Genomic DNA, 20,156 nt, shown 5'->3' with positions numbered 1-20,156 from the left:
GATACCGGGCCCCTCTGACGGCTGCCAAGCCGCCATGTCGGATCACTGTTGCCATGCAACGTCGACAATCAAGGAGGGGCTCATGACGGCTCTACACACCTATCTCACCACCCCATTGCTCGGCACCAGCGCCTGGTTGTGGCTGGTATTCATCGCCATCGTCATTGGTCTGCTGGTGCTGGACCTGGGCGTGTTGCACCGCAAAGACCGAGAAATCGAGATGCGCGAAAGCCTGCTGCTGTATTCAGGCTACTTCAGCGTGGGCGTGCTGTTCGGGGTGTGGGTATGGTTTGAATTGGGCGCGCAGTCAGCGCTGGAGTTCTACACCGGTTTTTTGGTCGAGCAGTCGTTGTCGATGGACAACGTATTCGTCATGGCCATGATCTTCAGCTTCTTTGCCATCCCTCGCCGCTACCAGCACCGGGTGTTGTTCTGGGGCATTCTCGGGGTGGTGTTCTTGCGCGCGATCATGATCGGCGTGGGCGCGGCTTTGGTGCAGAACTTTGCCTGGGTGCTTTATCTGTTCGGCGCGTTCTTGCTGTTCACCGGGGTGAAGATGGCCTTTTCCAAACAAGACAGCCATCCGGACCTGGCCAATAATCCAGTGCTGCGCTTCGTACGCAGGCATATGCGCGTCACCGACCAGATCCACGGCCCGCACTTTTTCGTCCACCTCACCCCACCGGGGCAAAGCAAGGCGCTGCGCTATGCCACGCCGCTGTTCCTGGCCCTGGTGTTGATCGAACTGGCTGACCTGGTGTTCGCCGTCGACAGTGTTCCGGCGATCTTCGCCATCACCCAAGACCCCTTCATCGTCTACACCTCGAACATCTTTGCCATCCTCGGCCTACGTTCGCTGTACTTCGCCTTGGCGGCGTTGATGCACCGCTTCGTCTATCTCAAATATGCGCTGGCGCTGGTGCTGATCTTCATCGGTTGCAAGATTTTCTACCACGGGATGGTGGGCAAGGTGCCGGCGTTGCTGTCACTGGGGGTGACGTTCGGCTTGTTGCTCGGCGGGGTGCTGTTGTCGCTGTTCAAGACGCGGGACAGTCAGCAAGAGGACGCTGGTCATAGCTCCATCGAAACAGGTGAAGTTACCGATTCACAGGCAGTCAAACCCGGCCAAACGTCTAGCACTGAAGAAAAGAAAGACCCGCATTTGCGGGTCTGAGTTGCCCGTTCAAAGCATAATGCCGCCAAGCTTCATGGTTGGGACAGTCTGATGAGGACAAAGGCAACCAACATCCACGTGAATCCGATTATGGTAAGCCATACAGAACCCAGCATCCTTCGTTTTAAACCCCGAGGAAAATTGCGCAGCTCGTTAATATCTAGCTCCCCCCTGCGTATATGTGGTCCAGGGAGTAAGAGCAAGCCGCAAACGAAACAGACCAGCATCCAGCGAGACTTTAACCCGCCAATACCCCACCCTCGTTTCTGTTGCTCAAACCATGGACGACTTTGAATGGCAGACAACATGATGTGGAATTCGCGAGTACTGGCGATGTACAGGCTCATGGCAACACCTGGCAATCCAACTAAAAACGGCCCTGCCAAGAAGGCAATTCTTACAAGCTGAGGCCAACTGTCAAAATCAATCATGTCCGAATTCATATAACTCCTCTGCCAGCCTTTCACCTGCCGCGCTACCTCCAAGCCCTCCAACTGCTGACCCGCCACCCACCGGAACCAAGGCACATATGGGCGTACCAAGAGCACCTGTTCCTATGGAGAACACACCGCATAACGCACCTGCTGCAACCCCTCCGAGCTTTGCGCCTAACGTCGCTCCACCCATTCCGACCGCGAAGCTCCCAGCCTCCGTCATCCGAATTTTTCTACACTCAGCCGACTCTCCTGCGCGGCAAACCTCTTGCACCTTCAGATAGGACGCCGCCCCTCCCAGCCCAGTGCCGACAGCCCCGCCATACTTTAGGTACTTCGCCGTTTTCGCCACCTCATCCAAATGCATCGCATACCCCGGTATCTGCCCTGGACCACCCGCCCTCGACCAATGGTGAACGAGGCTCTTGGTGGAAATTCCAAGAGTCCGTCGCAACTTCTCGTAACTACCCAGATTCAATTGCTTATTGAGAAAGGCGGTCTTCAACTGGCCGTCCAGTTGCTTGAGCAGTCCTTGCCGCGCTGCAAAGAACGCCGGGCTGTTCAGATGCCCGTGGCGCGCAAACTGCTGCTGATGCAGGCGTTCGATATCCACCAAGGTGGCTCTGACCTGCCCCAGACCCTGCTCGAGCATGTCCTTGCCTACGCCCATCGACTGGCTGGCACCGTTGAGCAGCCCGGCAATCTCGGCTTGGTGAAGCATCATGAAGTCCGCCTCACCACGGTCCAGCCGCGCCAATGATTCACGGGCCTGCTGCGCCGCAGCCATCAGCTGACCTTCCTCGCGTGTGCAGGCATGGCCGTTGTCCGGATCGCCGATGACAAAGATCTCGCCCCCTTTGAAGCCCTGCTGGTAGGTAGGATTGAGCATTTGCAAACGCGAGATGGGTAAAGTGCTGTCCTGTTCGGCCAGGTGCATCAGGACCTGTGGAAAGGACATGCTGCGCGGCACGAGGTAGAAACCCGGCTCTTGAGTGAACGGCAGCGAATCAACCGCGTGGCGTGGCGCAGAGCTGGCCAGGCTGCTCGGTGTTGCTGTGGTCGCTTGCGAGTACGACGAATCTGCCAGTGGCGTCGCCCGCGCGATCGGTTTAACGCGGTTTAGCGGGGCCACGACCCGGTTACTTCCACTCGGACAACCACAGGCCACCAGCGCGCCATCCATGGCCACGGCTTGACCATCGGAGATGAAGAACGAAACGCCTTCAACGACCTTCCCGATCTCATCACACAGCGGACACGCTGTGGTGCTGTCACCCATGCGCAACACCATTCGCCCATTGGACGTATAGCTCGCGCCCGTGGCGATGCAGGTGGCGCCGGTGGTGGTGAGATCACCGTCCAGCGCCTGCCCTTTACCCCCCAAATCTACACGCATGTGCAACTTCCTTATGCTGGCTAGAGCAACGGAACCTAGCAGTTACAGGGCGTCCTTTTTCCCTCGGAACCCAGAAACAGACACATCCTACACGCCTTGCGGAAAGCTCTTTATCGCTGAGGCAAAAAGTTAAACTTTTCTCACCGCCTCACCTACTGGCCCAGCACTTTGAGCATCGGCACGCAGGCCAGCTGCAAGCCCGAAGGTGACTGATAGATCGACCGCTCCTCGCCGACGAAACCGCACGCGCGATAGAACGCCACCGCGTTAAGCGTGGCATCCAGTTTGATCTGGGCCAGGTTCGCCTCAAGCGCCAGCCCTTCGAGATGCTCGATCAGCAGCCGTCCGATGCCACGTCCCATGAACTCGGGATGAACGAAGATCGCGCCGATTTCACCCACCTCAACATCCAGCATGCCGGTAGCGACCACCCTGCCCTGCGCGCACACCAGCTGAAAGTGCTGCTGCACCAAATCAGTAAACCACTTGTTGAGTGATCCCCGCGTCCACGCCAGCATGTCTTGCTGGTTATAGGGGCCGATGCACTGGGCACGGATGGCCAGTCGGCGAATGTCGAAGGCGATCTGGGCGTCATCACGGGTGGCGCGACGAATTTCGAACATGCTCTGTCTCCATTTAATTGTGCGAACGGAGCAGCAAAAGGCCCCGTCCATTGCTGGCGGGGCCTTCAGGTTCTATCCGGGGATGCTAGGCAGCCGTGACCTCATGGCCCGCCAGAGGCGGTCATGTAAGTGCACATCAGGGTGGATTGGGCTAGATAGATCATGCCGCCGAGTGTAGCGCAGCTGCCACGTGATGGATGAGCATTGGAGGTATTTGCAGAACAAAAATAGAAGCTTCCTACAGCCACGTATGATTTGGCTGACTGTGAAGCTTGTCCCTTGTTAACCAGCATGCACGTCCCTTCACAAGGAGTGCCCTCATGGAAAAGCCACCGATACCTGACCTCAGCCAACTGCGCGTCAACCGCAAGCTCATTGCCGTCATCGCCACCCCGCTGCTCGCCTGCGCCGCTTTGGCAGCGCTGTTCAACCAAGTGCTGTTCTACAACGAAGCAGGTCAGATGACCCATGTACGGACGATCTTCGGCGAGGAGAAAGTCGTCGAGGACGTGGGCTACGCAACCAAATGGTTCGGCCGCAGCACCTCCTGGCGGCGCACTATCGGCGTCCAGTCGGCCCTGCAAGCGGACAACGAGGAAGGCAATCGCAGTGGTCATCCGTCAGTAACCCTGGAAAACCTGCCCATCGTGTTCCTGGGCAATGTCGACGCCAAGGCCGAGTTCAGCACCCAGTTTCGCCTGCCCTCAGCGGACGCGTTCCTGAAGATTGCCCAGGAGTACCGCACGCCGGATAACTTCCTCCAGCGTGCGCTGCTGCCGGCAGTCAAGGAAACCCTGCAAGCCACGGCGTCACTGATGAGCGCCGACGATTACTATGCCGGCAATCGCAGCCACTTTGGTGCCGAGTTCGAGAACCAGTTGCGCAATGGCCTGTACCTGACCAGTCGCAAGGAGATCCGCGTACAGCGCGACCACTTCCCAGCCCAGACCGCCGTACTCCAGGCCGGCACCGACCAGGGCAGTTTCGGCGACAACAGCGCCACCCGTTTCGTCATCGAAAAGAAGCTCGACAAAGATGGCCAAGAGCTGCGCAAGCAGCAGCAATTTCGCCTGTTTGGCGTCGAAGTCGTCGATGCTCGGGTAACCCATATCGACCCCAACCCGCAGTATCAAGAGCGTATGGTGCGGGTGCAGCAGGCGCTGGCGGAACTGGCGGTGGCCCGGCAAAACCGGCTCAAGGAAGAAGAGGAAAAAGAGTTGGTGTCCGCTCGTGGCGCCAAGGACGTCGAGGCCAAGCGCCAGGAAAGTCTGCGCCAGCAGATCGAGCGCACCACCGAGGCGGAGACGGAAAAGCAGCTGGCCTTGATCAATGCCGATCGGGAAAAACGCCGCGCCGAGATCGATAAGCAGACTGCTGAGCTGCTGCGCGATAAAGCCCAGGTCAATGCCCAAGCCACCAAGATCAGTGCCGACGCCGAAGCCTACGCCCGCGAGGCGTCGCTCAAGGCCGATGGTGCCCTGCAAAACAAGCTCGACGCGCTGGTGCAGATCAACCGCGCATGGGCTGAAGCGGCGGCCAAAGCCCCAGTACCGAACGTGATGATGGGCGGCGCTGAATCAGGCATCGGCCGCCAGGATGAGATGAGTAGGCTGATGAGCGTCTTGGCCACCAAGGCGGCCAAGGATCTGCTGGTGGACCTGAAAACACCCTGATCCCTGAGGGGCGTCACACCGGTAACTGGCAGTGCTGCACACGGCCAGTTACCACTAAAGAGACCGGCCTGGCGCTATCAGTGCCCGCGCAACATCTCCTTAGGCACGTACTTGCCAATCTCGTACTTGCCAATCGCCGCCCGGTGCACTTCATCCGGACCATCGGCCAGGCGCAGGGTGCGCTGCATGGCGTACATGTAGGCCAACGGAAAATCACCGCTGACCCCTGCCCCCCCATGAATCTGAATAGCCCGGTCGATCACGCGCAGGGCGACGTTGGGCGCCACTACCTTGATCTGAGCGATCTCGCTGCGCGCCACCTTGTTGCCGACGGTATCCATCATGTACGCAGCCTTGAGGGTCAGCAGCCGCGCCATGTCGATCTCCATCCGTGAATCGGCGATCTTGTCGACGTTGCCGCCCAGACGCGCCAGTGGCCGACCGAACGCGGTGCGCTCGACCGAACGCTTGCACATCAATTCCAGGGCGCGCTCGGCCATGCCGATCGAGCGCATGCAGTGGTGAATGCGCCCAGGCCCCAGGCGTCCCTGGGCGATCTCGAAGCCGCGGCCCTCACCGAGCAGAACATTCTCATAAGGCACCCGCACGTTCTCGAACAGCACCTCGGCGTGGCCATGCGGCGCGTCGTCATAGCCGAATACCGGCAGTGGGCGGACGATCTTCACCCCCGGCGCATCGGTGGGCACCAGTATCATCGAGTGCTGCTGGTGGCGGGGTCCGTCCGGGTTGGACAGGCCCATGAAGATCATCACCTTGCAGCGCGGATCGCAGGCGCCGGAGGTCCACCATTTACGGCCATTGATCACCCACTCATCACCGTCGCGCACTGCGGTGGCTGCCATGTTGGTGGCGTCCGAAGAGGCGACGTCGGGTTCGGTCATGGCGAACGCCGAACGAATCTCGCCACGCAGCAGCGGTTCGAGCCACTGGCGTTTTTGCGCCTCGCTGCCGTAGCGCACCAGCACCTCCATGTTGCCGGTATCGGGCGCCGAGCAGTTGAACGGCTCCGGCCCCAGCAGCGAGCGGCCCATGATCTCGGCCAGCGGCGCGTATTCCAGGTTGCTCAGGCCGGCTCCAAGTTCTGACTCAGGCAAGAACAGATTCCACAGCCCCTCGGCGCGGGCCTTGGCCTTGAGCTCTTCCATGATCGCAGTGGGTTGCCAGCGGTCGCCCTCGGCAACCTGGCGCTCGAACACCGGTTCTGCGGGGTAGACGTAGGCCTCCATGAACGCAGTGACGCGCTCACGCAGAGCCTGGACCTTGGGCGAATAGGCGAAATCCATTGGGGCTACCTTCACGGGACGAAGAACATGGGCCAGAGACTAGAACAGCTGCAGTCGATCCACCTAGTCTATTTTCCGCGTGTATAAACATTCATAACCGATATATGATCGAGCCATAACTCCAACAACGAGCGGCGCCCATGAACCTCAGCAAGGTTGACCTGAATCTGTTCATCGTCTTTGACGCCATCTATACCGAAGCCAACCTGACCCGCGCCGGGCAGATTGTCGGCATCACCCAACCGGCGGTGTCCAACGCGCTGTCGCGGCTGCGCGAGACCTTCAACGACCCGCTGTTCGTACGCACCGCCCAAGGCATGGTGCCCACGCCGATGGCGCAAAACATCATCGGCCCGGTGCGCAACGCGCTGGCGCTGTTGCGGGTGTCGGTGCAAGAGAGCCGCATCTTCAATCCACAGCAGGCCAACAAAACCTTTCGCATCAGCATGACCGACCTCACCGAGGCGGTGATCCTGCCACCGCTGTTCCAGCGTCTGCGACGCCTGGCGCCTGCGGTGATGATCGAGAGTTTCCTGTGCAAACGCCGTGAAACCACCAAGGAGCTGGCCGCCGGGCGCCTGGACTTTGCCGTCGACGCGCCATTGAACACCGATCCGCAGGTGCGTCATGTCAAACTCATGCAGGACCGTTACGTCTGCGCCCTGCGCCAAGGTCACCCCTTGGCCGACGGCAAGCTGAGCTTGGACAACTACTTGGGCATGACCCATATCCATATCTCCAGCCGCCGCAACGGCCTGGGCTATGTCGATCTGGCCCTGGGCAAGATGGGCGTGCAGCGCAAGATTGCCCTGCGCTCGCAGCACTACCTGATGGCCTCGCAGGTATTGCAACAGACCGACATGGTAATGACCGTGCCGGAACGCTTCGCCCGCCGCCACAAACTGCGTCACCTGCCGCTGCCGGTGGAAGTGCCGCCCTTGGAAACTCATCTGTACTGGCACGAAAGCACTGACCAGGACCCAGCCAACCGCTGGATGCGCGAGCAAATTATCGAGCTCTGCGAGCGGGTGGTGATCGAAGAAGAAAAGGCGCTTGAACCTCTCTAGGCTAGGCACTGGCGAATTCTTGCTATATCCGCCTCGTTTTGGAGAAGTATTTTCTACTAAAAGTGCAAACAGCCGAACAGATGGAAAAATCTTTCCGACGACACCGCGTAGCATGAATTGCATCGATCGCCACCTCCAAGGCGACATGCACGGATTCGCCTCATCATGCCCAGCGCCCCGCTCTACTTCGATTACGCCGCCACTACCCCGGTCGACGACCGGGTTATCGAAACCATCCTCGCCTGTCTTGGACGAGAAGCGAACTTCGGCAACCCCGCCTCCAGTGGCCACTTTTATGGACAAGCCGCACGCGAGCTGGTCGAGCAGGCGCGTAAGCAAGTGGCGCAACGGGTAGGCGCGCAACCGGACGATCTGGTCTGGACCTCCGGCGCCACCGAATCGAACAACCTGGCGCTCAAAGGCGTCGCCCAAGGCGGTGGTAAACCAGGCCACCTGATCACCAGCCTGCTGGAACACAAGGCCGTGTTGGATACCGTCGCAGAACTTGAACGCCAAGGCTGGGCAGTGACCCGGCTCAAGCCCGATGCGGCCGGCTTGATCCAGCCCGAGGCAGTGCACCAGGCATTGCGCGAAGACACCCGATTGGTGTCGCTGATGGCGGTGAACAACGAACTTGGCACGCTGACTGACTTCGCTGCAATTGGCGCCTTGGTTCGCGCCCACGGTGCGCTGCTGCATGTCGACGCGGCCCAGGCCGTGGGTAAGGTGCACCTCGACCTGGCCGAGCAGGCTGTCGACCTGATGTCGTTCTCGGCGCACAAGGTGTATGGCCCCAAAGGTATCGGTGCGCTTTACGTCGGCGCCCGTGCGCGCCCAAAGCTGTACGCGCAAATGCACGGTGGCGGCCACGAGCGCGGCCTGCGCTCGGGCACCCTGGCCACCCATCAAATCGTTGCCATGGGCAGCGCCTTCGCCCTCGCCGGCGAGCCCGGCGACAGCGAGCAGCAACGCATCCAGGCCTTGAGCGCGCGCCTGCGTAACGGCCTGCTGGCCTTGCCCGGTGTCAGCCTCAATGGCTGCCCAGAGCAACGCATTCCCCACACCCTGAACCTGTGCATCGATGCCAGTGGTTTCAATAGCGCTGCATTGGCCAGTGAGCTGGCGCTGTCGAGCACCTCAGCCTGTAACTCAGCCAGCAACGCTGCCTCACATGTATTGCTGGCACTCGGCCTGGACGAGCGCAAGGCACGCAACAGTGTGCGCCTGAGCCTTGGCCGTTACACCAGCGAAGCGGATGTAGACAAAGCCGTGGAGGTGTTCAAGCGAGTGGTATCGGCTGCTGCGACTGCATTGTGGTAGCTGCCTGTCCAAGTTCATGTGCATGCTGTGCATGAACCTGGACAGGTGTTCTGGCGTTGTTGTCAAAGCCCCAGGGTTGGGCCACGAATATCATTGGGCGGTGGCACATCGGGATAGCGCGGTAGATGCGGCGGTGGCACGTCCGGCCCACCGCAGATCGGCCTGCTCACCGGCGGAAATACCGGCATGATGGTCGCATCCGAACCACCCGCGACCTGATCCAGCTCCTCGCCGCTCAACTCGCGCGGGGTTTGTGCATGTACAAAAGGCATAAATAACGCTCCTTGAAGTAGATGAGGCAGGCCGAGGCTGAATCAGCCGAGGCCAGGCACGTCGCCAATCAATAGTTGTCGCCGAACAGCTCAGGCCATTCGGGAAACTGCGGCGGCGGCCCGCGGACAATTTCCGGTTGGCCGGCACCGCCGCTGATCAGCTCGGTTTCCTCTTCACTCAAGTCACGCAATGCGTCATGGCTGAAGGCATCAGGGCTAGTCATGATCAACACTCCTTGTGGTCAATGAAACGCCCCGATTATTGCTCCCCTCCCTGCCTTTGACTCTAGGGCGGGTGTCCTAACTGCACAATGCCATCACCTTGGCCTTCAGAGGAAGGTGAACACCGTCGAGGCGGGCAGGCGCGACTTGTTCAGACCGGCGTTGAAGTCTTCCGGGCTGCGGTAGCCCAGGCACAACAGCACGACGCTGGTGAAGCCCTGTTCACGCAGGCCCAACTCTGCATCCAGCGCCTTGCTGTCGAAACCTTCTATTGGCGTAGCGTCGATATTCAGCGCGGCGGCACCGAGCAGCGCCGTGCCCAGCGCCAGGTACGTCTGCTTTTCCATCCAGTGCTGCACGTCCTTTTGATCGAAACGGTGCAGATTGACGTAGAAACGGCGGCTTTGATCTTGCCCTGCGCGGGCCTGATCGTCACGGAAGCGGCCATCTTGCGCCTCCTGTTCCAGCACTGCCTGCAGATGCGCATCAGGCATTTCGGTACGGGTGGCGAAGACGATCACGTGCGAAGCGTTGAGGATTTTCGCCGTGTTGTAGGCGAACGCCTCGGTGCTCTTGGCGATACGCGCCTTGCCTTCATCACTGTCGGCAACGATGAAGTGCCACGGCTGCGAATTGACCGACGAAGGGCTGTGGCGCAGTTGCTCAAGCAAGGTATCGACGGTCGCCTGGGGGATCTTGCGGGCGGCGTCGTAGGCTTTGGTGGTGTAGCGGCGTTTGGCCAGGGTCACGGTGTCCATCGATTGAGCTCCTTGGGAGTACGGATTTGAGGCGCATCTTAGCGTTACTGAAAACAAGAAAAACCAGCTAAATACAGCAACACTTTCAAGCCGATGACGAAAATCGATAGTCGCTGCACATTCGTTCTAAACCTGCCGCCTGCATCTGGGATAAGGTTAAAGACTCCTCACAAGCGGCCATGGCCATGAGCAACTGGATCGATCTTGCCCAAGACGTCGATACCGGCATCGAGTCGGTACGGGCGCATTTCATCGGCCATGCCTACGACCCGCACTGGCACGACAGCTACCTGGTGGGCGTGACCGAACAAGGCGTGCAGCAGTTCCACTGCCGCCGCGCCCGCCATCGCAGTACGCCGGGCCAGGTGTTCTTGCTCGAGCCTGGCGAAATCCACGATGGCCAGGCACCCACCGAGGACGGTTTCACCTATTCGACGCTGTATCTGGACCCCAACTGGATGGAGGCCGAAGTGCGCGCCCTGTTCGAGCACGCGCCTGCCGATGGCCTGCCCAGTTTCGCCGATACGCTGTGCCGCGACGAACGCCTGATGGGGGCTACCTTGCGAGCGTTCAAGGCCATGCACGGCAAAGAGCTGCGCATCGTTCGGCAAACCGCCATGGACGACCTGCTCGCCTGCCTCACCCAGCACCTGCACTGGCGCAAACGGCTCAACCCCGACCCGCGCCTGCCGCTGACCGCGCAGGTGGCCCGTGACTATCTGCATGCGCATCTGGACCAGGACATCGGCCTGGATGACCTGGCGCGCACCTGTGGCGTGGACCGCTTCCGCCTGACCCGGGCGTTCAAGGCCGCCTTTGGCCTGGCCCCGCATGCCTACCTGATCCAGCTGCGGGTCGCCCGCGCCCGCCGCCTGCTGGCGCAAGGCCAAACGCCCGCCGAGGTGGCCAGCGCCCTGGGCTTTGCCGACCAGAGTCACCTGGGGCGCTGGTTTCGGCGGGCGTATCAATTGACCCCGGCAGACTACCGCCGCCGCTGCTCAATCGTTCCAGACTGATCCGCCGCCAGCGGCGAGCATGGTGCTCCAATTTTGTGGAGTACCCCGTCATGGCGCAGTCGCTGTTGCCCTTTGTTCTGTTCGCCCTGGTCGCCAGTATCAGCCCGGGGCCGACCAATCTGCTGATCCTCGCCCACGGCGCCCAGCGCGGCCTGCGCGCCAGCGTGGCGCCGATCCTCAGCGGCTGCCTGGCTGCAGCGGGGATGGTTTGGGTAGTGGGCTTGGGCTTGGCCGAAGTGCTGTTGCAGCACCCCGTCGCGCAGCTGCTGATGAGTTGGCTGGGAGTGCTTTGGCTGAGTTGGCTCGGCTGGCAGTTGCTGCGCAGCGCCGCTGCGCCTTTGCACGGTACCCAGCGGGCACGCTTTGGGGCAGTGAGCGCGGCCACCTTGCAGTTGATCAACCCCAAGGTATGGATGATGGCAATCGCGATCATCGGCGTGTTTGCCGCGCCTGGACAGCCGGTGTGGCAGTTGGCGCTGATCTTTCTGATCATCGCCCTGCCGTGCATGACTGCCTGGGCGCTGCTCGGGGTCGGCAGCGCCCGCTGGTTGCAGTCACCGCAGCGGCTGCGGCGGTTCAATCAGCTGCTGGCGTGGTTGCTGATCGTCTCGGCCTGGTCGGCGCTGTTGGCCTGAGCAAGAAAGCCGACTCTCTCAGTGTGGCGCTGGCACTGCCTGGCGAAACAGCGTGGTGCTGGCCACGGCCAGCACCAGCCCAACCAAGGCAACACTGCCGCCGACCAGACCGATATTGGCCACACCCATCTGGCTGCTGACGATACTGCCCAGCAATGCCCCGCCGCCGATGCCGATGTTGTAGATGCCGGAGAACAGCGCCATGGCCACATCGGTGGCATCAGATGCGAGCTTCAAGGTTTTTGACTGCAGCGATAGGCTGAAGCTCAGAATCGCCACGCCCCAGACCATGCTCAGCACAGCGAACGCTGTGAAGGTGCCCGACAGCGGCAACAGCAACAGTAGGCATGCCGCCAGGCAGCCGATCGAGCCGACCAGAAAGCCATGCGGGAAGCGATCGCTATAGCGGCTGAACAGCACCGAACCCAATACACCGGCGCCGCCGAACAACAACAGCAACAAGGTGGTGCGCTCACCGCCGATCTGCGCCACATGCAGGGCGAACGGCTCGATGTAGCTGTAGGCGGTGAACTGCGCAGTGATCACCAGGGTGACCAGCAGGTAGGTAATCACCAGCGCCGGGCGCTTGAACAGGATCGGCAAGCTGCGCAGCGACCCAGAGTTCTGGCTCGGCAGCAGCGGCAGCGACTTCATCAGGCAAAGCATGGTCGCCAGCGCCACCCCAGCAATGCTCAGGAAGGTCACCCGCCAACCCAGCGCCTCGCCTACCACGCGCCCCAAGGGGATACCGAGCACCATCGCCAGCGTGGTGCCGGTGGCCAGCAAGCCCAGGGCCTTGGCCTGCTGCCCTGGAGGTGCCACGCGCACCGCCAGAGAGGCGGTGATCGCCCAGAACACCGCATGGGCCAAGGCGATGCCGATCCGGCTGACCAGCAGCATGGCAAAGCTCTGCGCCAGCCACGACAACAAGTGGCTGAGGATGAACACCAAAAACACGAACAACAGTAACCGGCGCCGCTCGACGTTGCGCGTCAGCAACATCATCGGCAGCGACGCCAGGGCGACCACCCAGGCATAGATGGTCAGCATCAGGCCGACCTGGGCGGTGGTCATGTCGAAGCTGCGGCCGATGTCACTGAGCAGCGCCACCGGGACGAACTCGGTGGTGTTGAAGATGAACGCCGCCAGGGCCAGCGCGATCACGCTCAGCCAACTGCCGCCGCCCACCGGTGCGGGCATGGATGTAGGAATGGGACCATTCATGGAAGTGGCGTGTAGCTCCAAAGAAAAAAGACGACGACACCCCCGCCAGCCAGCGAGTCGGCCCTCTGGCGGGTGTGGACAAAAATTATTGGAAGGATGCCCGGCATGGTACGCGTCAAGCCTGGGCCTCACAACCGCAGCGCAACCGGAGTACCATGCGCGCTTCTGATAGACCGCGGAACAAGGAGTCCGATCCGCCCATGGATAAGCAACACCCCCAGCAGCAATGGCAACAGGCGGTCAGTAGCTATGCCCAGGCCATCAATCGCTTCGTCAGCCAAGGGCAGGCGCAAGGCTGGGACGATCTCCAAGAGCCGCAAGCGCCGCCCACCGAACATCTGCTCCCCGCCTGGCAGGCAGCCTTGCAAGCGATTAACCAACCCGGCGTCAGTGACGCCCAGCGCCAGGCGTTTCGCCAGGCCTGGCCGCCGGCGCACCAGCCGCTGCTGCCCTTGCTCGAGCAACACGGTCAGGCTATCGCCAATGTGCTGCTGCTTGATGACGGCAGCCTGCTGGCACGCATTGGCACGCCGTTCGAGCGCGGCCAGGTGGTGCGCATCGATGGCTACAGCGTGACCCCGGTGATCGGTGTCGAGCATTTCGGCCGGTGCCCACAACGCCGCTACTTTGCCCTGACCAACGCTGAAGGTATCCGCGTCACCGATGGCTGGGGCGGGCCACAGGTCGCCCGGTTTGCCTGGCCTAATGGCCTGGAGGGGTTGCCTGCCGGCTATCCGTTCGAGCCGTTCGACCTGCCGCCAACGCCGACCGCGATCACGCCATTCCCCGATGGCCAACGGCTGCTGCTGGTCAGCAGCGAAGGCGTGTTCGTGCTGGCCGCCACTGGCGCCACCCGGCTACTGCCCGATGAGCAAGCGATCCTGGAAGACCTGGCTCAAGGCATCGACCCTGACGACATCAACCTGGGGCTGAGCATGGAGCACGGCGCCCTGTCCGCCGACGGCAGCCTGATCGCCATCGGCGAACAGTGCGGCCGCCACCGGATCCTGGACCAACAGCTGCGGCTGCTCGCCGAGATCGGCCCGGTGAGCGAATACCCGCACTTCGCCCTGTTCAACCAGCGCGGCGATCAGGTGCTGCTCAACGCCTGCCACTTCTACAACGGCGCCACCCTCGGGGTGCGCACGGCCGACCTGCCTGGGCTGGACACCGAGCACTACAGCGACGACCCGCGTACCCCACTGTTGCACGAGGGCGCGCGGATCTACGCCGGCGTAGCACGCGAGCACGAATACATCGTCGGCGATGCGCATGGTTACCTGCGGGCCTTTGGCGAGGATGGTCGTGAGCACTGGCAGCATCACCTGGGCTCGACCCTCTGCGCGATGGATATCAGTGCCGATGGGCGCACCCTGGTGGCCGCCAGCTACGCCGGCTTCATCTCGCTGATCGCCCTGGACAGTGGCCGGCCTGACTGGCAGATCGGCACCGGCGAGCATGCCGAGGTGCGCCGCTGGTTGTTCTGGAAGGGGCTGGACAAGCCGCTGGCCTGGTAGCCAGTTTGCCCCGGACTCATCGCGGGGCAAGCCCGCTCCTAAAGCGATCGGGTAGGCGCGGTCCCGCGATGAGGCCGGGGCCGACGCCATCAGGCCTTGAGCGTGGCCATGTCGATCACGAAGCGATACTTCACATCGCCAACGATCATCCGCTCATAGGCCTGGTTGATGTTGCGGATATCGAGCATCTCGATATCGCAGCTGATGCCATGCTCGGCGCAGAAATCCAGGACTTCCTGAGTCTCGGCGATACCGCCAATCAGCGAACCCGCCAGCACCCGGCGCTTCATCACCAGATTGGCCGCATGCAGCGGTGGCTCGACCGGCTCGATCAAGCCGACCAGGATGTGCACGCCATCGAAGGTCAGCGTTTCCAGGTAGGGATTGAGATCGTGTTGTACCGGAATGGTGTCGAGCAAGAAGTCAAAACGCCCCGCTGCAGCGCGCATCTGCTCCGGGTCAGTGGACACGATCACGTGATCGGCGCCCTGGCGACGGGCTTCTTCGGCCTTGGCCGCTGACCGGGTGAACAGTGTCACTTCAGCGCCCAGCGCCTTGGCGAACTTGATGCCCATGTGGCCCAGGCCGCCCATCCCGAGAATGCCAACCTTGTGCCCAGGGCCGACGCCATGGTGCTTGAGCGGCGAGTAGGTGGTGATACCGGCGCACAGGATCGGCGCCGCGCTGGCCAGGTCCAGGCCCTGTGGAATGCGCAGCACGAAGTGCTCGCTGACCACGATGCTGTTGGAATAGCCACCCATGGTGTTGCTGCCGTCGACCCGATCAGGGGTGGCATAGGTCATGGTCGGACCTTCCAGGCAGTACTGCTCCAGGTCCTTGGCGCAGGCCTCGCAATGCCGGCAGGAGTCGACCATGCAGCCTACGCCCACCAGGTCGCCGACCTTGTGCTGAGTGACCTTGGCACCGACCGCAGTGACCCGACCGACGATCTCATGGCCTGGCATCAGTGGGTATACGGCAATGCCCCACTCGTTGCGCGCCTGGTGGATGTCAGAGTGGCACACACCGCAGTAGAGGATCTCGATGGCGACGTCATCGGCACGCGGGCTGCGGCGCTCGAAGGTCATGGGGGCCAGCGGGCTGGTTGGGGTTTGGGCGGCGTAACCGATGGCGGTATACATGCAGGACCTCGCAAAAAGTGAAACGATTCAGGCGGCACATTTTGTTCGCCAAAAGCCGCTTCGCCCACAGCAGATTCTCCGGCATGCATGCCTGATTCTCCGAACCTGGCGGTAAGCATCTGGCGCTGGCGCTGCAATCTGCGAAGATGCCAGTGTCTGATCCTCTGCCCTGGTCCATCATGCAGCTCACTCGCCACGTCGACGCCAATGCCCCGCTTTGCGCCCTGATCCGTAGCCTGGCCACGCGCCCAGGCTTTGTACCGACTCACTTGCCCCAGGTGCAGGTATTGAGTTGGGATCATTACGTGGCCAGCAGCCCGCAGCTCTACGAGCCCAGCCTGATGATCCTGGCCCAGGGCAGCAAGCTGGCGCGCCTGGGGCCACGCACCCTGGAGTACGGCGCCGGACATTACTTGGTGCAGGCGCTGTCGGTGCCGTTCATGTGCGAGACCTTCGCTACCGCTGAGGCGCCGTTACTAGGGGTGGCCGTCGATATCGATCGTGGCATGCTCAGCGAGTTGGTGCAGAACATGGGCCTTGCCGCCGATGCCGCGGTCGAGGCGCAGACGCCCCAGTCGATGACCTCGGCAGCACTGGACGCGCCGATGCGCGAGAGCGTCGAGCGCTTGCTACAGTGCCTGCAGGATCCACTGGACGCCAAGGTGCTGGGGCCGGCACGGGTGCGCGAGGTGCTCTATACCGCCTTGCGCGGCCCACAGGCTGGGGTGTTGCGGGCGCTGGTCGAACAGCAGGGGCATTTCGCCCGGATTGGCGCTGCGCTGGCTTACCTGCGCGAGCACTACGCCGAGCCGTTGAGCGTGGAGGCGTTGGCCAGTTGCGCCAACATGAGCGTGTCGACCTTCCATGAGCACTTCAAGCGCTGCACCGACATGGCGCCGATGCAGTACCTCAAACGCCTGCGCCTGCTCAAGGCCCAGCAAATGCTGATCGGCGAAGGCCTGGGCGTGGCACAGACCGCGCACCGGGTGGGGTACCAGAGCACCTCGCAGTTCAGCCGCGAGTACAAGCGCCAGTTTGCCCACAGCCCGGGCGATGCGCAGCCTTACCAGAGCCTTCCGGTCTAAGTAGCCAATCGGCGCGGCCCAGCGGCGGCCCCAATCCCACAGGGTTCACTCCAGCCTGATGTTCTGCGTAGTACCTGTAGGAGCGGGCTTGCCCGCGAAGGGCCGCAAAGCGGCCCCATAGCAAGACCTTTAGTGGACATACCAAGCCATGCAACCAATGCATTTGCCCTTTGCCGCGAACCCGTGGCATAGATGCGGGTCTGCCTTTACATGTCCGCTTTGCGCCATCGAGGAGTTTCGTGCATGAGCAAATCCCCCTACGTCCCGCCCAAGGTCTGGCGCAACGACGCAGCCTCCGGCGGTCAGTTCGCCAGCATCAACCGCCCGGTTGCCGGCGCCACCCATGACAAAGCGCTACCGGTAGGTAAGCAGCCCTTGCAGCTGTATTCGCTGGCAACGCCCAATGGCGTCAAAGCCACTATCTTGCTCGAAGAGCTGCTGGCACTGGGGCACAGCGGGGCTGAGTACGATGCTTGGCTGATCCGCATCGGCGACGGCGAGCAGTTCTCCAGCGGCTTCGTCGAGGTCAACCCCAACTCCAAGATCCCTGCCCTGCTCGATCGCAGTGTCGAGCCTGGCATTCGCGTGTTCGAGTCTGGTTCGATCCTGGTTTACCTGGCCGAGAAGTTCGGCGCGTTTCTGCCCAAGGCGCCTGCCGCGCGTACCGAAACGCTGAACTGGCTGTTCTGGCAGATGGGCGCCGCGCCCTACCTGGGCGGTGGTTTCGGCCACTTCTATGTGTATGCGCCGGAGAAAATCGAATACGCCATCAACCGCTTCACCATGGAAGCCAAACGGCAATTGGACGTGCTCGACCGACGCCTGGCCGAGAGCCGCTACCTGGGTGGCGATGACTACAGCATCGCCGACATCGCCGTGTGGCCGTGGTATGGCCAGCTGGTACGCGGCAACTTGTATGACGCCGCCGAGTTTCTCGCGGTGCAGGAATACCCTAATGTGCAGCGCTGGGCCGAAGAAATCGCCCAACGCCCCGCGGTGCAGCGTGGCACCCGGGTCAATCGCACCTGGGGTGATGAAGCGAGCCAGGTGCCAGAGCGGCATTCGGCAGCGGATCTGGATTGACCCACGTGGGGCCGCCAGACAGCGGCCCCACCCAGCGCGTTAGCCCACCAGATGCAGGAAATGCATATGCCGTTCGAAGTGATCGAGAATGTCCCCGATCACTTCGTCCTTCGACCAGCCCATCACATCATGATCCTGACCGCCCTCGCGCAGGTGGACTTCGGCGCGGAAGTACTTGCGCTCATCGCCCGGCGCATCGCTGCTGACGAAGCTGGGCATGGCATAGGCCTGCGGACGAATCTGGTAGACGAAGGTATCGTCACTCGGGCCGACCTTGAGCGTCACACTGCCCTCCTCGCCCTGCTCCACGCTGCACTCATAGCCCTGGCGCCGCCATTCTTCGGCCACCGCTTCACAGGCCGGCAATCCGACTTCGGTAATGAAGCGCGAGACATGCGCACGACGCGGGAACATCGCCAGCGTGCGCAGGCGCCGCTGCCAGTTACCGGCAGCACGTGAAGCGGTCGGCGAGATAGCCAGTGCCTGATAGCGCAAGTTGCGTTTGGTCGCATCGAGCTTGAGCGCCTTGAGCAAGCCACGGGTGCTGCACAGCAAGGCGATGGTGAACGGCAAGGCACTGGCGATGGTCGCTGTCTGCAACGCCTTCAGGCCATCGGCAAGCAGCAGTGCGATCGCCACCAGGCCCATGCTCGACGCCCAGAAGATTCGCTGGCGAATCGGCGTATTCTCCTGACCGCCCGAGGCGAGCATGTCGACCACCATCGCCCCGGTGTCGGCGGAGGTGACAAAGAACACCACCACCATGATCACTGCCAGGGTGCTGATCACACTGGCGAACGGGAAGTGCTCAAGGAAGGCGAACAGCGCCAGCGAGGTGTCCTTGTTCACCGCCATGGCCAAGTCGTTCAGCCCCTCGTTGAGGATCATATGGATCGCGGTATTGCCGAACACCGTCATCCACAGCAGGGTGAATGCGGTCGGCACCAGCAGCACGCCGGTGACGAATTCGCGGATCGTGCGGCCGCGGGAGATGCGCGCGATGAACAGCCCGACGAAGGGCGACCAGGCCAGCCACCAGCCCCAGTAGAACAGGGTCCAGCCGCCGATCCAGTCGGTCGGCTGGTAGGCATACAGGTTGAGCGTACGGGTGACGATTTCGCCCAGGTAGCTGCCGGTGTTCTGCACGAAGGTCTGCAAGATCAGCACAGTCGGCCCCAGCAGCATCACCATCAGCAACAGCAGCACCGCCAGACCCAGGTTGAGCTCGGAAAGCCGGCGAATGCCCTTGTCCAGCCCCGACATCACCGACAAGGTGGCGAGCAAGGTAGTACCGATGATCAGCCCGATCTGGATCGGTGTCGACACCGGCACGCCGAACAACGCATTGAGCCCGGTGTTGATCTGCGCCACGCCAAAGCCCAGCGAAGTGGCCACGCCAAACACCGTGCCGATGATGGCGAAGATGTCCACGGCATGACCGATCGGCCCGTAGATGCGTTCACCAATCAGCGGGTACAGCGCCGAACGCAAGGTCAGCGGCAAACCCTGGCGGTAGCTGAAGTAGGCCAGGATCAACGCCACGATGGCATAGATCGCCCAGGCATGCAGGCCCCAGTGGAAGAAGGTGATGCGCATGGCTTCGCCGGCGGCCTGCACCGTACCGCCCTCGCCCATCGGCGGATTGAGAAAGTGCATGACCGGCTCGGCCACGCCAAAGAACATCAAGCCGATGCCCATGCCGGCAGAAAACAGCATGGCGAACCAGGTGGTGCTGCTGTAATCGGGGGTGCTGTGGTCGGGCCCAAGCTTGATATCGCCATAGCGGCTGATGCCGAGGAACACCACCGTGCCGAGAATGACCGCCACCGCCAGGATGTAGAACCAGCTGACATTGCCGATGATCCACCCTTGGACCTGGGCGAACAGGTTCTGTGCATGGGATTGAAACACGCTGGCATACAGCACCAGCAGCAGCAACAGGACGGCGGACACCCAGAAAACCGGAGGGTTGATCGTGGATTTGGGGATTTTGTCTGGCGGTATCGACATCGATGGCAGGCTCCAACGGGGCGCTTCATGCGCACTTTATTCACAAACAAGGGTAAATCCTGATGAGAATTACCGACTTAGTCTGTAGGAAAAAAGCCAGGTGTGAGGCTTTCTACCTACTCTCCGAACGCGTTTACCTGACAGGGTTCGTAAGCAAGACTGCCGCGCTGCAAAAATGCTTTTCCCCCGCGCAAGCCTGCG

The 20,156-nt window shown here is 61.8% G+C and carries 18 protein-coding genes; 9 read left to right on the top strand and 9 right to left on the bottom strand.

From position 1 onward, the window contains the following. Positions 1-82: 82 nt before the first annotated feature. On the top strand, positions 83-1,174 hold the full coding sequence (locus OIU19_RS03915) for a TerC family protein (RefSeq protein WP_264233478.1): 1,092 nt from the start codon (positions 83-85) through the stop codon (positions 1,172-1,174). A 423-nt stretch (positions 1,175-1,597) separates the two neighbouring features. Here the strand turns inward: OIU19_RS03915 and OIU19_RS03910 are convergent, their stop codons facing one another. Then, on the bottom strand, positions 1,598-3,004 hold the full coding sequence (locus OIU19_RS03910) for a PAAR domain-containing protein (protein WP_264233476.1): 1,407 nt from the start codon (positions 3,002-3,004) through the stop codon (positions 1,598-1,600). A gap of 152 nt (positions 3,005-3,156) precedes the next feature. Beyond that, positions 3,157-3,627, bottom strand: a complete 471-nt coding sequence (locus OIU19_RS03905) for a GNAT family N-acetyltransferase (RefSeq protein ID WP_264233474.1) — start codon at positions 3,625-3,627, stop codon at positions 3,157-3,159. 320 nt (positions 3,628-3,947) lie between these two features. Here OIU19_RS03905 and OIU19_RS03900 point away from each other — a divergent pair, with 320 nt between their 5' ends. Beyond that, positions 3,948-5,300, top strand: a complete 1,353-nt coding sequence (locus OIU19_RS03900; protein WP_264233472.1) for an SPFH domain-containing protein — start codon at positions 3,948-3,950, stop codon at positions 5,298-5,300. Between the two features lie 77 nt (positions 5,301-5,377). On the opposite strand, the gene OIU19_RS03895 is transcribed toward OIU19_RS03900, so the two are convergent. Further along, entirely contained in the window at positions 5,378-6,604 is a 1,227-nt protein-coding gene (locus OIU19_RS03895; RefSeq protein ID WP_264233470.1) for an acyl-CoA dehydrogenase, read from the bottom strand. Between the two features lie 140 nt (positions 6,605-6,744). On the opposite strand from OIU19_RS03895, the gene OIU19_RS03890 reads away from it, so the two are divergent. After that, positions 6,745-7,671: a LysR family transcriptional regulator gene (locus OIU19_RS03890; RefSeq protein WP_264233469.1), complete on the top strand. Its 927-nt coding sequence runs from the start codon at positions 6,745-6,747 to the stop codon at positions 7,669-7,671. A gap of 165 nt (positions 7,672-7,836) precedes the next feature. Beyond that, positions 7,837-8,991, top strand: coding sequence for a cysteine desulfurase family protein (locus OIU19_RS03885; protein WP_264233467.1), 1,155 nt, complete (start codon positions 7,837-7,839; stop codon positions 8,989-8,991). A 62-nt stretch (positions 8,992-9,053) separates the two neighbouring features. Here OIU19_RS03885 and OIU19_RS03880 read toward each other — a convergent pair whose 3' ends face one another. The 3 genes from OIU19_RS03880 to nfsB form a co-directional block, all read right to left on the bottom strand. Continuing rightward, positions 9,054-9,263: a hypothetical protein gene (locus OIU19_RS03880; RefSeq protein ID WP_264233466.1), complete on the bottom strand. Its 210-nt coding sequence runs from the start codon at positions 9,261-9,263 to the stop codon at positions 9,054-9,056. 68 nt (positions 9,264-9,331) lie between these two features. After that, on the bottom strand, positions 9,332-9,487 hold the full coding sequence (locus tag OIU19_RS03875) for a hypothetical protein (RefSeq protein WP_264233464.1): 156 nt from the start codon (positions 9,485-9,487) through the stop codon (positions 9,332-9,334). A gap of 105 nt (positions 9,488-9,592) precedes the next feature. After that, positions 9,593-10,243: an oxygen-insensitive NAD(P)H nitroreductase gene (gene nfsB, locus OIU19_RS03870; protein ID WP_264233462.1), complete on the bottom strand. Its 651-nt coding sequence runs from the start codon at positions 10,241-10,243 to the stop codon at positions 9,593-9,595. 185 nt (positions 10,244-10,428) lie between these two features. On the opposite strand from nfsB, the gene OIU19_RS03865 reads away from it, so the two are divergent. Together OIU19_RS03865 and OIU19_RS03860 are read left to right on the top strand one after the other, a co-directional pair. Then, positions 10,429-11,259: an AraC family transcriptional regulator gene (locus tag OIU19_RS03865; protein ID WP_264233460.1), complete on the top strand. Its 831-nt coding sequence runs from the start codon at positions 10,429-10,431 to the stop codon at positions 11,257-11,259. A 50-nt stretch (positions 11,260-11,309) separates the two neighbouring features. After that, positions 11,310-11,894 (top strand): LysE family translocator, encoded by a 585-nt coding sequence (locus tag OIU19_RS03860; RefSeq protein WP_264233456.1) that lies wholly within the window; start codon positions 11,310-11,312, stop codon positions 11,892-11,894. Positions 11,895-11,912: 18 nt separating this feature from the next. On the opposite strand, the gene OIU19_RS03855 is transcribed toward OIU19_RS03860, so the two are convergent. Continuing rightward, positions 11,913-13,118 (bottom strand): sugar transporter, encoded by a 1,206-nt coding sequence (locus OIU19_RS03855; protein WP_264233454.1) that lies wholly within the window; start codon positions 13,116-13,118, stop codon positions 11,913-11,915. A 200-nt stretch (positions 13,119-13,318) separates the two neighbouring features. On the opposite strand from OIU19_RS03855, the gene OIU19_RS03850 reads away from it, so the two are divergent. After that, positions 13,319-14,635 (top strand): hypothetical protein, encoded by a 1,317-nt coding sequence (locus OIU19_RS03850; RefSeq protein WP_264233452.1) that lies wholly within the window; start codon positions 13,319-13,321, stop codon positions 14,633-14,635. 89 nt (positions 14,636-14,724) lie between these two features. Here OIU19_RS03850 and OIU19_RS03845 read toward each other — a convergent pair whose 3' ends face one another. Beyond that, positions 14,725-15,777, bottom strand: coding sequence for an NAD(P)-dependent alcohol dehydrogenase (locus OIU19_RS03845; protein ID WP_186555147.1), 1,053 nt, complete (start codon positions 15,775-15,777; stop codon positions 14,725-14,727). A gap of 179 nt (positions 15,778-15,956) precedes the next feature. Here OIU19_RS03845 and OIU19_RS03840 point away from each other — a divergent pair, with 179 nt between their 5' ends. Beyond that, positions 15,957-16,862 (top strand): AraC family transcriptional regulator, encoded by a 906-nt coding sequence (locus OIU19_RS03840; RefSeq protein ID WP_264233685.1) that lies wholly within the window; start codon positions 15,957-15,959, stop codon positions 16,860-16,862. Positions 16,863-17,105: 243 nt separating this feature from the next. Beyond that, positions 17,106-17,945 (top strand): glutathione-dependent disulfide-bond oxidoreductase, encoded by an 840-nt coding sequence (gene yghU, locus OIU19_RS03835; protein ID WP_264233449.1) that lies wholly within the window; start codon positions 17,106-17,108, stop codon positions 17,943-17,945. A 39-nt stretch (positions 17,946-17,984) separates the two neighbouring features. Here the strand turns inward: yghU and OIU19_RS03830 are convergent, their stop codons facing one another. After that, entirely contained in the window at positions 17,985-19,955 is a 1,971-nt protein-coding gene (locus OIU19_RS03830; RefSeq protein ID WP_264233447.1) for a choline BCCT transporter BetT, read from the bottom strand. Positions 19,956-20,156: the final 201 nt, after the last annotated feature.

The organism is Pseudomonas sp. BT-42-2 (genome assembly GCF_025847435.2).
Classification (GTDB): Bacteria; Pseudomonadota; Gammaproteobacteria; order Pseudomonadales; family Pseudomonadaceae; genus Aquipseudomonas; species Aquipseudomonas urmiensis.
The sequence above is the reverse complement of the archived record's forward strand: the minus strand, read 5'-3'. Positions and strand labels throughout refer to the sequence as shown.